Origin of the sequence: Klebsiella sp. GW_Kp181 (genome assembly GCF_040062315.1) — a bacterium.
Taxonomy (GTDB): domain Bacteria; phylum Pseudomonadota; class Gammaproteobacteria; order Enterobacterales; family Enterobacteriaceae; genus Klebsiella; species Klebsiella oxytoca.
In genome coordinates, this window is record NZ_JBEAFR010000088.1 from 58,443 (window position 1) to 72,856 (window position 14,414).

The following is a 14,414-nucleotide window of genomic DNA, read 5'->3' on the forward strand; positions in this document are numbered from 1 at the left end:
AATGCTATAACTGCTGATTTATCAAGGGAAAATTGAGTTGAGTGGACTTCAGGAGACTTGAGTCTGGAGCGGGCGAAGGGAATCGAACCCTCGTATAGAGCTTGGGAAGCTCTCGTTCTACCATTGAACTACGCCCGCGAGGAGGTGCGAGGGTCATTATAGACCTTACGCACCCGCTGACAAGCCCATAACAGGCTAACTGTCGATAAAATAACCTTTTAGCACTTAGGCTTACTGCCCTGCGGCGGCAAATAGCGCAGCGGGTCGATCGCCGTCGCCCGGTAGCGAATCTGGAAGTGCAGGCGTACGGAATCCGCATCCGAGCTGCCCATGGTGGCAATCTGCTGGCCGATCTTCACGCTCTGGCCGTTATTCACCATCAGCTTGTCGTTGTGTGCATAGGCGCTGATATAGTCCTCATTATGTTTAATCATAATCAGGTTGCCGTAGCCGCGCAGCTGGTTACCCACGTACACCACTTTGCCCGCCCCTGCCGCATACACCGGCTGGCCGCGCTTACCGGCAATATCGATACCTTTATTGCCGCCATCGCTGGTGGAGTACGGCAGTATAACTTTGCCGCTGGTCGGCCAGCGCCAGCAGCGTTGCCCGACCGGCGGCCAGGAGGATTGCGGCACCGCCGAAGATGGCGTCACGGCAGCGGTGCGCTTCGCGGAGGATTTCTTGCCGGATGCCCCCGCCTTCGCCGTGGCCCCTGAACCACTGTTCAGCTTCAGCTTTTGCCCAACCTCGATGGTATAGGGAGGTGAAATATTGTTGAGACGGGCGAGATCCCTGACGCTGGTGCCAGTGGAACGTGAAATAGCGTACAGCGTGTCGCCGCGCTTCACGGTGTAGGTGGAACCGGAATCGGATGAGCTGGAACACCCCGCGACGATCAGGCTGCTCAGCAACATTATTGCAATAACAAAGCGTTTTCTCATCAGGCATCCTGCGCTTAACACGTACATTCACCTCTCAACCAGGGGCGATTATCATACCAGTCCCTAAGGCAATCCCCAATCGCTACCCTTCATACAGAAGTATTAAACGGATAGCCATGCGTAATAATATCCATCAACGCGGGCAGATAAGGCATAGACGGCAATTTTACCAGCGCCGGGTAGAATATTTGCGGCGAGGGGAAAACATCGACCACGTAGCACTGGTTAAGCTTATCAGCATCCACTTCAGAAGAAGGTAGCAGCGTCGCTGCCTGCAGTCCGGACTCCAGCCAGTCGAGAATTACGCCCGGCTGCGTAATGTGCATAATCACCTTCGCGTTGACCCCGGACTTACGAAACAGCTCCATTAGCATCTCGTAAGTCCCTGAATCTTTTGCTCTATGAAGTAATACCAGCGGCAGCGCCGCCAGCGATGTGTAGCTATACGGATTAGACGGCGGCTCCGGCAGGCAGCTTTTATTGATCACCGCGACCAGCTTAATCGGGTCAAAAGAGACATAATCAAAGCCTTCGCTACGGTAGGGGCGCTGGATTAAGGCTAAATCAATTGCGCCCTCGGTTAATAACGTTTCGAGATGGCTGGAGTCAGTAACGGAAATATTTATGGAAGTGTCGGGATGACGTCGATATACCTCCATCAGCAATGCTTTAAAATAATTCTGATAGAGATGAGTTAAGCCGATTCTCAATTCAGTTCTGTTTTTGTGCGCAATATCCGTCGTTTCCCGCGCCGTATCCTCTACCTGGCGTAATATTTCACACGCTTTTCGATAGAGAAAAAAACCGGCTTCCGTAGGCTCAATGCGGTTTCCCCGGCGAACAAAAAGCGATACCTGAAGCTCTTCTTCCAGCTCCTGAATTCGCTTGCTGAGCGGCGGCTGCGCCATGTTCAGCGACTTCGCCGCCTGGCTCACCGAACCTTGTTCCACCACCCGACAAAAATAGCGTAAGCGCTTTAAATCCATCATCATTATCCGCAGTGTAATTTATCACCAGTATCACACTTAGCCGGAGAAATAAAAAGCCGCAGCGTTGCTCCTCATATTAATTAATCATTATTTAACACCTTGTTAAAATAAACTTTTTTGATCTACTGACCATCCGGTAAACGGTATTTGTTTATCCGCGCCAGGGAAAATATTGTGCCGGGAGCAAAACTTCTTTTCCGAAGGAATATCCCATGACAAATAGTGATAACAAAACACCCTCATCGGTACATGATTTACGCTCCGCGCTGGAGCTGCTGAAAACGCTTCCCGGCGAGTATGTTGAAACCAATACCGAAGTCGACCCGCACGCCGAACTCTCCGGCGTCTATCGTTACGTAGGCGCCGGCGGGACCTGCCAGCGTCCGACCCGCAAGAATGGCCCGGTCATGGTCTTCAATAAAATCAAAGGTTTTGAAAATATCAGCGTGGCGATTGGCCTGAATGGCTCCCGCCAGCGCGTCAGCCATTTTCTCCAGTGTGAACCGGCTAAACTGGGGCATCTGCTGAAGGATTCAGTAGAAAACGCAATAGCCCCGGTGATGACCCAGGGCGCAGCGGTATGCCAGCAAGTGGTCCATCTGGCAAGCGATGCCGATTTCGATCTGCGCAAGCTGCTGCCGGCACCGACGAATACCGAAGAAGACGCCGGCCCCTATATTACGATGGGCCTGTGCTACGCCTCCGATCCAGAAACACATGAGTCCGATATCACCATTCATCGCCTGTGCGTCCAGAGCCGCGACGAACTCTCCATGTGGCTAACGCCCGGCCGCCATATCGATGCTTTTCGCATGAAGGCGGAAGCGGCAGGCCAGCCGCTGCCGATTTCAATCAGTATCGGCGTCGATCCGGCCATTGAAATTGCCGCCTGTTTCGAGCCGCCGACCACCCCGCTGGGCTTCAACGAGTTAAGCATCGCCGGCGCGCTGCGCGGCAAAGCGGTGGAGATGACGCAGTGTAAAACCATTAACGAGAAAGCGATCGCCCACGCTGAGATCGTGATTGAAGGCGAACTGCTGCCCAACGCGCGCGTACGAGAAGATCAGAACACCCATACCGGCCGCGCGATGCCTGAGTTTCCGGGCTATACCGGCGAAGCTAAAGAGGCGATCCCGGTCATCAAAGTGAAAGCCGTCACTCACCGTATCAATCCTATCTGGCGCACCACCGTAGGACCAGGCGAAGAACACGTCAATATGGCCGGTATCCCGACCGAAGCCAGCATTCTGGATATGGTCGAACGCGCGATGCCTGGCAAGCTGCTGAACGTCTTTGCCCATTCGGCTGGCGGCGGCAAGCTGCTGGCGGTGCTGCAGTTCAAAAAATCCTCCCCGGCGGACGAAGGGCGCCAGCGTCAGGCTGCTCTGCTGGCGTTCTCAGCCTTCCCGGAACTGAAGCACGTCATTCTGGTTGATGAAGACGTCGATATTTTCGACAGCGACGACGTGCTTTGGGCCATGCAAACCCGCTACCAGGGCGATGTCGATACAATCACTATTCCCGGCGTTCGCTGCCATCCGCTCGATCCGTCGCAGGTACCGGAATACAGCCCGAGCATCCTGCAGCAGGGAATGTCCTGCAAAACGATATTCGACTGCACCGTGCCGTTCCATCTGAAGCACAACTTCCAGCGCTCCCGATTTAAAGAAGTGGACGTGAAGCGCTTCCTGCCGGATTTCGAATAAAAGGAGAACCTCATGACGGCACGCATCATCATTGGTATCAGCGGCGCATCCGGGTTTCAGTACGGCGTTAAGGCGCTGGAGCTACTGCGCCCGCATCCCGTTGAAGTCCACCTGGTCGTCTCTAAAGGCGCGGAAAAAACCTGCGAGCTGGAGACGGATTACCGCCTGGACGAGGTGATGGCGCTGGCCGACGTGGTGCATCCCATCGCCAATCTTGGCGCAGCTATCTCCAGCGGTTCATTTAAAACGCTGGGGATGCTGGTCGCGCCGTGTTCAATGCGTTCTTTAGGCGCCATCGCCCACTGCCTGACCGACAACCTGCTCACCCGCGCGGCAGACGTGGTGCTGAAAGAACGTCGCCGCCTGGTGCTGCTGGCCCGGGAAACGCCGCTGAACCTCGGCCACATCCGCAATATGGCCGCCGTAACCGAAATGGGCGGAATTATCTTTCCGCCGGTCCCGGCGCTTTACCAGCGTCCGCAAACGGCGGACGACATCGTTACCCATAGCGTCAATCGCGCGCTCGATCTGTTTGACCTGCAGGTCAACAACATCCCCCGCTGGGGTGAAGGCGAGCTATGTTTTAATTAACCGGAAATTATTCAATGTTAATCGGCCCATATGTAAACGGAGCCGCCGTGATTATCGGCGGACTCATCGGCGCTGCGGCGGGCGGCAAGCTCCCCGAGCGCGTCAAAACGGCGCTGCCGATGACCTTCGGCCTGTGCTCCGTTGGTCTTGGTATTACGCTGGTGCTCAAAGTGAAATATATGCCCGCCGTCGTGCTGGCAATGGTGATTGGCGCCATCCTCGGCGAATTGCTGCATCTGGAAAAGGGCATCGGTAAAGCCGCAGGTTCCACCCGCGGTTTGATCAACAAAGTGCTGCCGCCGGTCAATGGCCTCGGCCATGAAGAGTTTACTGAGAAATTTGTCGCCATCCTGGTTCTGTTTTGCGCCAGCGGCACCGGTATTTTCGGCGCGATGACCGAAGGCATGAGCGGCGATCCGTCAATTCTGTATATCAAAACGATTCTCGATCTATTTACCGCCGGGATTTTCGCGACGCTGCTGGGCTACGCGGTGATGACCATTGCTATCCCGCAGGTCATTATTCAGGTGGCGCTGGCGATGCTGGCGGTGGTTATTCTGCCGTCGATCTCGCCTGATATGATGGCGGATTTCTCCTGCGCCGGCGGGCTGCTGATGGTGGCTACCGGGTTGCGTATCTGTAACATTAAGCTCTTTCCGGTAGCCAACATGTTGCCAGGGCTTGTTTTGGTAATGCCTTTGTCCCATTTATGGGCTACCCTAGTGGCCTGAGTACATGACCCGGCGGGTTTGTGCCGGGTCATTTTCTATTTCAGGAGTTGTCATGGCCGGGGAACATGTCATTTTGCTGGACGAGCAAGATAAGCCTACAGGTATGCTGGAGAAGTATGCCGCCCACACCCTCAATACCCCTCTGCATCTCGCGTTTTCCAGCTGGCTGTTCAATGAACAAGGCCAACTGCTGGTCACGCGCCGCTCGCTGGGCAAAAAAGCCTGGCCAGGCGTATGGACGAACTCAGTCTGCGGGCATCCGCAAACCGGCGAAACCTTTGAACAGGCCGTTGAGCGCCGTTGCCGCTTTGAGCTCGGCGTCGAGATAACCCGTATCGTCCCGGTCTTTCCGGGGTTCCGTTACCGGGCCGTCGCGCCGAATGGCATTGTCGAAAACGAGGTCTGTCCGGTCTATGCGGCACGAGTAGCCAGCGCGTTACGGATAAATCCTGACGAAGTGATGGATTTTCAGTGGAGCCATCTTGAGGATGTTTTAAGCGCAATTCGCGCGACGCCCTGGGCTTTTAGCCCGTGGATGGTCATGCAGGCTGCGGATGATAATGCGCGTAATGCCTTAATAAGCTTTAGCCGCCAGGCATAAAAAACCCCAGCCTGCTGGGGTTTGGTTTATTACAGTCTACCCGCCATACTTCAGGTTGCATGTGCGTTGGCTTTCATGCAACTCGAATGATTCAGGGTTCAGAACTTATTTTACCGGACGCATCGCCGGGAACAGGATCACGTCGCGGATAGTGTGGCTGTTGGTAAACAGCATCACCATACGGTCGATACCAATACCGAGACCTGCGGTCGGCGGCAGGCCGTGCTCCAGCGCGGTGACGTAGTCTTCGTCATAGAACATGGCTTCGTCGTCACCGGCGGCTTTCGCGTTAACCTGATCGAGGAAACGCTGCGCCTGGTCTTCCGCATCGTTCAGCTCGCTAAAGCCGTTACCGATTTCACGCCCGCCGATGAAGAATTCAAAACGATCGGTGATTTCCGGGTTCTCGTCGTTACGACGCGCCAGCGGAGAGACTTCTGCCGGATATTCGGTGATGAAGGTTGGCTGAATCAGATGCGCTTCCGCCACTTCTTCGAAGATCTCGGTCACGATGCGGCCCAGACCCCAGCTCTTCTCAACGTGAATGCCGATGCTTTCCGCAATGGCTTTTGCAGAATCGAAGTTATCCAGATCGGCCATCTCGGTTTCCGGACGGTACTTCTTGATCGCTTCGCGCATCGTCAGTTTTTCAAACGGCTTGCCGAAATCAAAGGTCTGATCGCCGTAAGGCACTTCGGTATGGCCGAGAACGTCCTGCGCCAGGGTGCGGAACAGGGATTCGGTCAGCTCGATCAGGTCTTTATAGTCCGCATAGGCCATATAGAGTTCCATCATGGTGAACTCTGGGTTATGACGAACGGAGATACCTTCGTTACGGAAGTTACGGTTGATTTCGAACACGCGCTCGAAGCCGCCAACCACCAGACGCTTCAGGTACAGTTCCGGCGCGATGCGCAGGTACATATCCAGATCCAGCGCGTTGTGATGGGTGATGAACGGACGGGCGGAAGCGCCACCGGGGATCACCTGCATCATCGGGGTTTCCACTTCCATAAAGCCGCGGCCGACCATGAACTGACGAATGCCGGCCAGGATCTGCGAACGCACTTTAAAGGTGTTGCGCGATTCATCGTTGGAGATCAGATCCAGGTAGCGCTGACGATAGCGCGCTTCCTGATCCTGCAGGCCGTGGAATTTGTCCGGCAGCGGGCGCAGGGCTTTGGTTAGCAGGCGCAGCTCGGTGCAATGGATGGAGAGTTCACCGGTCTTGGTTTTGAACAGCTTACCGCGCGCCGCGATGATGTCCCCGAGGTCCCATTTTTTGAACTGCTCGTTGTAGACGCCTTCCGCCAGATCGTCGCGGGCGACGTACAGCTGAATGCGGCCGCCAACGTCCTGCAGCGTAACGAAGGAGGCTTTACCCATGATACGGCGGGTCATCATGCGGCCAGCAACGGCGACTTCAACGTTCAGCGCTTCCAGCTCTTCGTTTTCTTTGGCATCGAATTCAGCGTGCAGTTGGTCAGAGGTGTGGTCACGACGGAAATCATTCGGGAACGGGATACCCTGCTCACGCAGCGCAGCCAGCTTCTCACGACGGGCTTTCAGTTCATTATTAAGGTCAATTGCCGCGTCAGCGCCCTGTGCTTGTTGTTCAGACATGTTGGTTCCTCATAACCCTGCTTTCAAACTTGCTTCGATAAATTGATCCAGGCTGCCGTCCAGCACCGCCTGAGTGTTGCGGGTTTCCACCCCGGTACGCAGATCTTTAATGCGGGAGTCATCCAGCACGTAAGAACGGATCTGGCTGCCCCAGCCGATGTCGGATTTGGTATCTTCCATCGCCTGCTTCTCGGCATTTTTCTTCTGCATTTCCAGCTCATAAAGCTTCGCTTTCATCTGCTTCATGGCCTGGTCTTTGTTCTTGTGCTGCGAACGGTCGTTCTGGCACTGGGTCACTAAGCCGGTCGGAATATGGGTGATACGCACCGCGGATTCCGTACGGTTAACGTGCTGACCGCCCGCGCCGGATGCGCGATAAACGTCAATGCGCAGATCCGCCGGGTTGATTTCGATATCAATATCGTCATCCACTTCCGGATAAACGAATGCGGAGCTGAAAGAGGTATGGCGGCGGCCGCCGGAATCGAACGGGCTCTTACGTACCAGACGATGAACGCCGGTTTCGGTACGCAGCCAGCCGTAAGCGTAGTCGCCAATAATCTTGATGGTCACGGACTTAATGCCCGCCACTTCGCCTTCAGACTCTTCGATGATCTCGGTCTTGAAGCCGCGCGCTTCGGCCCAGCGCAGATACATGCGCATCAGCATGCTCGCCCAGTCCTGCGCTTCCGTACCGCCGGAACCGGCCTGGATGTCGAGGTAGCAATCGGCGCTGTCGTATTCGCCGGAGAACATGCGGCGGAACTCAAGCTGCGCCAGCTTCTCTTCCAGCACATCAAGCTCAGCAACGGCTTCGTTAAAGGTCTCTTCGTCGTCGGCTTCAACGGCCAGCTCCAGCAGACCGGAAACATCCTCCAGCCCCTGAGACATCTGATCCAGCGTATCAACGATGGCTTCCAGCGAGGAACGCTCTTTGCCCAGCGCCTGCGCACGTTCTGGTTCGTTCCAGACGTCAGGCTGCTCCAGCTCGGCGTTTACTTCTTCAAGACGCTCTTTCTTAGCATCGTAGTCAAAGATACCCCCTAAGAACGTCCGAGCGCTCCGTGAGGTCCTGAATACGGTTTTTTACCGGATTTATTTCAAACATGGTCGGTTTCTTTTAATGGATTCGTCAAAATGCGGTGATAAGAGCGGAATTCTACCGGATTCGCGCTCTCATTAATATACTGTTCTCAATTTGGCCAGAGGTGGTCAATGATCAGCTGCAGGCTGCGGTTGCCGCGGAACTCATTGATATCCAGCTTATAGGCAAGCTGAACTTCGCGAACGCCGTTATCCGGCCAAATGGAAGTATCCACATTGAACGCAATACCGTCCAGCAGCGGGCCGCCGCCGACCGGCTCAACCATCACCTTCAGGTGACGCTCGCCGACCAGACGCTGTTGTAGCAGACGAAAACGGCCATCGAACAGCGGCTCAGGGAACATCTGCCCCCATGGCCCGGCGTCGCGCAGCATTTGTGCGACCTCCATGCTCATCTCTGCCGCCGCCAGCGGGCCGTCGGAGACCACTTCGCCCTGCAGTAGCGCAGGATCGAGCCACTCGGTCACCAGTTCGCCGAAACGCTGCTGAAACTCCTCAAAACGCGCCTCTTCTAACGACAAACCCGCCGCCATGGCATGACCGCCGAACTTCAGAATCAGCCCGGGATAGAGGGTATCCAGACGCTCCAGCGCATCGCGCATATGCAGCCCCTGAATCGACCGACCTGAGCCTTTGAGCGTACCGTCACCGGTGGGCGCAAAGGCGATAACCGGGCGATGGAAGCGCTCTTTAATACGCGAGGCCAGAATGCCGACGACGCCCTGATGCCACTGCGGGTGGTACATCGCCAGGCCGCCGGGCAGCGTCTCGCTGCTGCGTTCCAGCTTTTCACACAGGGTCAGCGCTTCCGCCTGCATCCCCTGTTCTATCTCTTTACGCGTCTGGTTTAACGCGTCCAGCTCATTGGCCAGCACCCGCGCTTCGCCGGTGTTGTCGCACAGCAGCAGCGCCACGCCGACGGACATGTCGTCCAGCCGCCCTGCCGCATTAAGGCGCGGGCCAAGCGCGAAGCCGAGATCGCTTGCCGCCAGCTTTTGCGGATCGCGGTTGGCGATTTCCAGCAGCGCCTTGATGCCCGGACGGCATTTACCTGCCCGGATGCGGCTCAGCCCCTGCCAGGTCAGAATACGGTTGTTGGCATCCAGCGGAACAACGTCCGCCACGGTGCCAAGCGCCACCAGATCGAGTAAATCCGCCAGATTCGGCGGCGCAATGCCGCGCTCATCAAACCAACCTTTATCACGCAGAAAAGTGCGCAGCGCCAGCATCAGATAAAAGGCCACGCCAACCCCGGCCAGCGATTTTGACGGGAACTCGCAGTCCCGCAGGTTCGGGTTAATAATCGCTTCGGCGGCAGGCAGCGTATCCCCCGGCAGATGGTGATCGGTCACCAGCACCGGAATACCCAGCGCATGGGCGCGCTCGACGCCGGCGTGGGAGGAAATGCCGTTATCCACGGTCATTATCATCTGCGCGCCGCGGGCGTGAGCCTGATCGACCACTTCCGGACTCAGGCCATAGCCATCCTCAAAACGGTTTGGCACCAGGTACGAGACGTTGCCGTAGCCCAGCCCCCGCAGGGCCAGAACGCTAAGCGCAGTGCTGGTAGCGCCGTCGGCGTCAAAATCGCCGACCACCACAATGTGCAGCTCCTGCTTAAATGCGCCGTAGAGCATCTCTACCGCTTTTTCGACGCCGGTCAGCTGCGACCATGGCAGCATACCTTTTACACCGCGTTCCAGCTCCTGCGCGCTACGCACGCCGCGGCTGGCGTACAGCCGCTGCAGCAGCGGAGGGAGATCGTCAGGTAAATCGACGCCGTCAGCCGCCTCGCGGCGGCGTAGTTGTATCTGTTGTTTCACGCGAATCAGTTACCGCTTATCTGTTTTTGATGCTCATCAAGGAGCGCTTTCAGGTCTTTAGGATCGCGATAGCCAGGCATCAGCGTACCGTCGCTCAGCACCATCGCCGGCGTGCCGTTAACGCCAAGCTGCACGCCGAGCGTGTAGTGTTTAGCGATATCAACATCGCAGCTCGCTGGCTGCACGCCTTTGCCGCTCATCGCGTTATCCAGCGCTTTGTTGCGATCTTTGGCGCACCAGATAGCCTTCATATTCTGCTCGGCTTCGCTTTGCAGCCCCTGGCGCGGGAAGGCCAGATAGCGCACGGTAATCCCCAGCGCGTTATAGTCGCTCATCTGCTCATGCAGCTTGTGGCAGTAACCGCAGGTAATATCGGTGAAGACGGTGATGACATGTTTTTCCTGCGGCGCTTTGTAGACGATCATCTCTTTTTCCAGGGCGTTTAGCTTCCCCCCCAGCAGCGCATTGGTAACGTTTACCGGCTGCGCGCCGCTGACATCGTACATTGGCCCCTGGATAATGTGTTTACCATCATCGGTGACGTACAGCACGCCGCTGTCCGTCAACACGGTGCTGATGCCTTTGACCGGCGAAGGCTGCACGTCCGAGCTCTGCACGCCAAGCTTCGCCAGCAGTTGCTTGATCGCCGCGCTATCGGCATGCGCCGCACCGGATAAGGTGGTCGCCAGCAGAGTGAACATCAGTAAACCTTTTTTCATACTCAGTCCTTTTTTTCAGCACTCACGCACGCGGGTGATGCTGTTGATGGAGTTGTCGCAGACGCTCGGTCGCCACGTGGGTATAGATCTGCGTCGTGGAGAGATCGCTGTGTCCTAACAGCATCTGCACCACGCGTAAGTCGGCGCCGTGATTAAGTAAATGGGTAGCGAACGCATGGCGCAGCACGTGCGGAGATAGCTTTTCGCTGTCAATTCCCGCCAGTACGGCATAGTGCTTAATTCGATGCCAGAACGTCTGGCGCGTCATCTGCTGCGCGCGCTGGCTGGGAAAAAGCACATCGGAAGCCACGCCGTTCAGCAGCCAGGGACGCCCGTACTCCAGGTAATTCTCAACCCACAGTACCGCCTCTTCGCCTAACGGCACCAGACGTTCTTTATTTCCTTTACCGATCACGCGCAGCACGCCCTGACGCAGGCTGATATCGCTCATGGTCAGGCCCACCAGTTCAGAAACGCGCAGACCGGTGGCGTACAGCACTTCCAGCATCGCTTTATCACGCAGTTCCAGCGGTTGTTCAACCAAAGGGGCCTGAAGCAGGCGCTCAACCTGCGCCTCGCTCAGATCCTTCGGCAGCCGCTGCGGCAGCTTTGGCGATGCGAGCAGCGCGCTGGGGTCATCGGGGCGAATTTTTTCCCGGTACAGATGCTGGAAGAAGCGACGCACGGCGCTTAGCAGGCGCGCGGTGCTGGTGGCTTTATAACCGCCGGTTTGCCGCTCCGCCAGCAGCGACTGCAGATCTTCGCCGCTGACGCTGGCAAGCGACAGGCCACGATGATGCAGCCATTCCACGACCATCGTCAGATCCCGGCGGTAGGCGCTCAGCGTGTTTTCCGCCAGATTCCGCTCCAGCCACAAGGCATCAAGAAACTGCTCGATTTGTGCGAGATCCTGTTCCACTCCGGCCTCTTTGTATATTAAAACGGCGCCATTATACCCTAAATAATTCGAGTTGCAGGCGGGCGCGGCCTTTCTGGTACACTAAGCGCAAAGTCACAGCAAGAATTGAGACGTTTCCGCGATGAACATAGGTCTTTTTTACGGCTCCAGCACCTGCTACACAGAAATGGCGGCGGAAAAAATCCGCGATATCATCGGCCCTGAACTGGTGACGCTGCATAACCTGAAAGATGATTCCCCTGCCCTGATGACGCAATATGATGTGCTGATCCTCGGCATTCCAACCTGGGATTTTGGCGAGATCCAGGAGGACTGGGAGGCGGTCTGGCAGCAGCTTGATACGCTGGATCTGCAGGGTAAAATCGTCGCGCTCTATGGCATGGGCGACCAGCTAGGCTACGGCGAATGGTTCCTTGACGCGCTCGGCATGCTGCACGATAAGCTGGCAACAAAAGGGGTTAAGTTCATCGGCTACTGGCCAACCGAAGGCTATGAATTTACCAGCCCGAAACCGGTCATCGCCGACGGCCAGCTGTTCGTTGGTCTGGCGCTCGATGAAACCAACCAGTATGACCTGAGCGATGAGCGTATTCAGAACTGGTGCGAGCAAATCCTCGGCGAAATGGCTGAGCAGTTCGCCTGAGTCCAGGCTTAATCTTGCGTCGGTTTCTGTAACACCAGCCGACGCAGATCGCGCCACTCGCCCGCGTCCATGCTATCCGCCGCCACCCATAGATGCTGAGTGCGTTGGTTTTCCGTATTTCGCAGGCGCAGCAGCATTCCGCTATTGATTACCCACGGGGTGCCGACGATATCCCACTCCACTTTTTGCCAGCGCAGGCGAGAGTCAATCAGCAGCTTTATTTCCCCCTGTCTGGCATGGATCCGCCGCTGGCTGCGCACGCAGTCGAACACCACCAGCGACAGCAGTATCAGCCACAGCGGGGTATAGCTCAGCGGCCAGGGCAACACCAGCACCAGCGCCGCCACCACGCCGTGCATCAACAGTGAGAACCATTGCGCTCGCCACGAGATGCGTAAATCAGATTGCCACAGGACCACGTTCCCGATTCCGTGTCTGAATTAATTTTACCATCCGCTGCAGTTCTGCATCAGCCGGTTCGCCATGGTTCATCAACCAGTTGAACAGGTCCGGATCGTCATTTTCCAGCAGGCGGATGAACAACCGCTTATCGTCATCACTGAGCGTATCGTACTCATGCTCAAAAAACGGCATGATGGAGATATCGAGTTCACGCATTCCCCGGCGGCATGCCCAGTGGATGCGAGCTTTATTGTTAATATCCATGTTTTACTTCCTGCTTATAAATATTGCTTAGTTTAACCCGTTTTCGCCGCTGACTTCACTGGAATATCAAGATTCACGAGCGCTATTCCATGAAATCTCTAAAATAATCAGGTTATTGATAATTTCGTTCGCGCTAGCGCCCAGTTTTGAGGGCACGAATGGCCTGGCAAAAGCGCTTGCATTGCACCATAGCTCTTTTACCATTAGTCACACACTCTGCGTTAAGCTATTCAGGATATGACTATGGCTTTTACACCTTTTCCTCCGCGTCAGCCCTCCTCTTCCGCTCGTCTGCCGTTAACGCTGATGACGCTGGATGACTGGGCGCTGGCGACGATTACCGGGCCGGATGGCGAGAAATATCTGCAGGGGCAGATCACCGCTGACGTCAGCCACCTGACCGACGAGCAGCATCTGCTTGCCGCGCATTGTGACGCCAAGGGCAAGATGTGGAGCAATCTGCGCGTTTTCCGTCGCAACGAGGGTTTTGCGTGGATTGAGCGCCGCAGCCTGCGCGATGCGCAGCTGACTGAACTGAAAAAGTATGCGGTGTTCTCTAAAGTGACCATCGCCGCCGACGATGAATCCGTGCTGCTGGGCGTTGCCGGGTTCCAGGCACGCGCTGCGCTGACGCCGCTGTTTAACGAGCTGCCGAATGCCGATAAACAGGTTGTCAGCGAAGGTGCCACCAGCGTGCTGTGGTTTGAGCATCCCGCCGAGCGCTTCCTGCTGGTGACCGATGTGGCAACCGCCACCCGCATCACCGACGCGCTGCGCGGCGAAGCACAGCTAAACAATAGCCAGCAGTGGCTGGCGCTGAATATTGAAGCTGGCCTGCCGGTCATCGACAGCGCCAACAGCGCGCAGTTTATTCCGCAGGCCACCAACCTGCAGGCGCTGGGCGGCATCAGCTTCAAAAAAGGCTGCTATACCGGTCAGGAGATGGTTGCCCGCGCTAAATTCCGCGGTGCCAACAAGCGCGCCCTGTGGTATCTGGCCGGGACCGCCAGCCGCGTGCCTGAAGCCGGGGAAGACCTGGAAATGAAGATGGGTGACAACTGGCGTCGTACCGGTACCGTTTTAGCGGCCGTGCAACTGGATGATGGTCGCCTGCTGGTGCAGGTAGTGATGAATAACGATATGGAGCCGGGCAGCGTATTCCGCGTGCGCGATGATGCCGGCAGCCTGAGCATTGAGCCGCTGCCGTATTCGCTGGAAGAGAGTTAAAGCGATATTCCCCGCCGCCTTCTTCCTGGAGGCGGCGCTAACGTGCCTGTCCCGGCTACCAGCCCTCTGATGACGGTGAATCTGTAGCCCCGCTAAGCGTAGCGCGAGCCGGGAAGATTTCTCAAAAT

The 14,414-nt window shown here is 56.4% G+C and carries 15 protein-coding genes and 1 tRNA gene; 6 read left to right on the forward strand and 10 right to left on the reverse strand.

Going from position 1 to position 14,414, the window contains the following annotated elements:
* Positions 1–64 precede the first annotated feature (64 nt).
* The 3 genes from ABLV11_RS27265 to ABLV11_RS27275 form a co-directional block, all read right to left on the reverse strand.
* Positions 65–138: transfer RNA gene (locus tag ABLV11_RS27265), tRNA-Gly, on the reverse strand.
* 80 nt (positions 139–218) lie between these two features.
* Positions 219–944 carry an amidase activator ActS gene (gene actS / locus ABLV11_RS27270; protein ID WP_004105542.1) on the reverse strand — a complete coding sequence of 242 codons (726 nt, stop codon included), beginning with the start codon at positions 942–944 and terminating at the stop codon, positions 219–221.
* A gap of 89 nt (positions 945–1,033) precedes the next feature.
* Complete coding sequence (locus ABLV11_RS27275; RefSeq protein ID WP_016809684.1) at positions 1,034–1,930, reverse strand: LysR family transcriptional regulator; 897 nt, start codon at positions 1,928–1,930, stop codon at positions 1,034–1,036.
* 215 nt (positions 1,931–2,145) lie between these two features.
* Between ABLV11_RS27275 and ABLV11_RS27280 the strand changes: the two genes are divergently transcribed.
* The 4 genes from ABLV11_RS27280 to idi are packed head-to-tail and all read left to right on the forward strand — an operon-like array spanning position 2,146 to position 5,562.
* The gene (locus ABLV11_RS27280; protein WP_023321610.1) at positions 2,146–3,639 is read left to right on the forward strand and encodes a UbiD family decarboxylase; all 1,494 of its coding nucleotides are present in this window, start codon (positions 2,146–2,148) and stop codon (positions 3,637–3,639) included.
* Positions 3,640–3,651: 12 nt separating this feature from the next.
* Complete coding sequence (locus ABLV11_RS27285) at positions 3,652–4,230, forward strand: UbiX family flavin prenyltransferase (protein ID WP_004105547.1); 579 nt, start codon at positions 3,652–3,654, stop codon at positions 4,228–4,230.
* 14 nt (positions 4,231–4,244) lie between these two features.
* Entirely contained in the window at positions 4,245–4,961 is a 717-nt protein-coding gene (locus tag ABLV11_RS27290; protein ID WP_004105549.1) for a DUF554 domain-containing protein, read from the forward strand.
* Between the two features lie 52 nt (positions 4,962–5,013).
* The gene (gene idi / locus ABLV11_RS27295; RefSeq protein ID WP_004105550.1) at positions 5,014–5,562 is read left to right on the forward strand and encodes an isopentenyl-diphosphate Delta-isomerase; all 549 of its coding nucleotides are present in this window, start codon (positions 5,014–5,016) and stop codon (positions 5,560–5,562) included.
* A 105-nt stretch (positions 5,563–5,667) separates the two neighbouring features.
* On the opposite strand, the gene lysS is transcribed toward idi, so the two are convergent.
* The 5 genes from lysS to xerD form a co-directional block, all read right to left on the reverse strand.
* Positions 5,668–7,185, reverse strand: coding sequence for a lysine--tRNA ligase (lysS, locus tag ABLV11_RS27300; protein WP_004105551.1), 1,518 nt, complete (start codon positions 7,183–7,185; stop codon positions 5,668–5,670).
* A gap of 9 nt (positions 7,186–7,194) precedes the next feature.
* Positions 7,195–8,293, reverse strand: a protein-coding gene (prfB, locus tag ABLV11_RS27305) for a peptide chain release factor 2 (RefSeq protein WP_097365639.1) whose coding sequence is annotated in 2 segments (ribosomal slippage) — positions 7,195–8,217 and positions 8,219–8,293 — 1,098 coding nt in all. Because the reading frame shifts where the segments join, the coding sequence is not laid out codon by codon here.
* 85 nt (positions 8,294–8,378) lie between these two features.
* Positions 8,379–10,112 (reverse strand): single-stranded-DNA-specific exonuclease RecJ, encoded by a 1,734-nt coding sequence (gene recJ, locus ABLV11_RS27310; protein WP_004105553.1) that lies wholly within the window; start codon positions 10,110–10,112, stop codon positions 8,379–8,381.
* Positions 10,113–10,117: 5 nt separating this feature from the next.
* Entirely contained in the window at positions 10,118–10,831 is a 714-nt protein-coding gene (dsbC, locus tag ABLV11_RS27315; protein ID WP_004105554.1) for a bifunctional protein-disulfide isomerase/oxidoreductase DsbC, read from the reverse strand.
* 22 nt (positions 10,832–10,853) lie between these two features.
* Positions 10,854–11,750, reverse strand: a complete 897-nt coding sequence (xerD, locus tag ABLV11_RS27320) for a site-specific tyrosine recombinase XerD (protein ID WP_004105555.1) — start codon at positions 11,748–11,750, stop codon at positions 10,854–10,856.
* A 121-nt stretch (positions 11,751–11,871) separates the two neighbouring features.
* Here xerD and fldB point away from each other — a divergent pair, with 121 nt between their 5' ends.
* The gene (gene fldB, locus ABLV11_RS27325) at positions 11,872–12,393 is read left to right on the forward strand and encodes a flavodoxin FldB (protein WP_004105557.1); all 522 of its coding nucleotides are present in this window, start codon (positions 11,872–11,874) and stop codon (positions 12,391–12,393) included.
* Positions 12,394–12,401: 8 nt separating this feature from the next.
* Here the strand turns inward: fldB and ABLV11_RS27330 are convergent, their stop codons facing one another.
* The gene (locus tag ABLV11_RS27330; protein WP_224329834.1) at positions 12,402–12,812 is read right to left on the reverse strand and encodes a protein YgfX; all 411 of its coding nucleotides are present in this window, start codon (positions 12,810–12,812) and stop codon (positions 12,402–12,404) included.
* Positions 12,793–13,059: an FAD assembly factor SdhE gene (sdhE, locus tag ABLV11_RS27335; protein WP_004105561.1), complete on the reverse strand. Its 267-nt coding sequence runs from the start codon at positions 13,057–13,059 to the stop codon at positions 12,793–12,795. The genes ABLV11_RS27330 and sdhE overlap by 20 nt, the downstream gene beginning before the upstream one ends.
* A 243-nt stretch (positions 13,060–13,302) precedes the next feature.
* Between sdhE and ygfZ the strand changes: the two genes are divergently transcribed.
* Positions 13,303–14,286 carry a tRNA-modifying protein YgfZ gene (gene ygfZ, locus ABLV11_RS27340; RefSeq protein WP_004115279.1) on the forward strand — a complete coding sequence of 328 codons (984 nt, stop codon included), beginning with the start codon at positions 13,303–13,305 and terminating at the stop codon, positions 14,284–14,286.
* Positions 14,287–14,414 lie beyond the last annotated feature (128 nt).

Coding starts and splice junctions, on each gene's coding strand:
- idi (WP_004105550.1), top strand. CDS start 5,014: ATGGCCGGGGAACATGTCATTTTGCTGGACGAGCAAGATAAGCCTACA.
- ygfZ (WP_004115279.1), top strand. CDS start 13,303: ATGGCTTTTACACCTTTTCCTCCGCGTCAGCCCTCCTCTTCCGCTCGT.
- ABLV11_RS27275 (WP_016809684.1), bottom strand. CDS start 1,930: ATGGATTTAAAGCGCTTACGCTATTTTTGTCGGGTGGTGGAACAAGGT.
- actS (WP_004105542.1), bottom strand. CDS start 944: ATGAGAAAACGCTTTGTTATTGCAATAATGTTGCTGAGCAGCCTGATC.
- dsbC (WP_004105554.1), bottom strand. CDS start 10,831: ATGAAAAAAGGTTTACTGATGTTCACTCTGCTGGCGACCACCTTATCC.
- ABLV11_RS27280 (WP_023321610.1), top strand. CDS start 2,146: ATGACAAATAGTGATAACAAAACACCCTCATCGGTACATGATTTACGC.
- lysS (WP_004105551.1), bottom strand. CDS start 7,185: ATGTCTGAACAACAAGCACAGGGCGCTGACGCGGCAATTGACCTTAAT.
- sdhE (WP_004105561.1), bottom strand. CDS start 13,059: ATGGATATTAACAATAAAGCTCGCATCCACTGGGCATGCCGCCGGGGA.
- ABLV11_RS27285 (WP_004105547.1), top strand. CDS start 3,652: ATGACGGCACGCATCATCATTGGTATCAGCGGCGCATCCGGGTTTCAG.
- ABLV11_RS27290 (WP_004105549.1), top strand. CDS start 4,245: ATGTTAATCGGCCCATATGTAAACGGAGCCGCCGTGATTATCGGCGGA.
- fldB (WP_004105557.1), top strand. CDS start 11,872: ATGAACATAGGTCTTTTTTACGGCTCCAGCACCTGCTACACAGAAATG.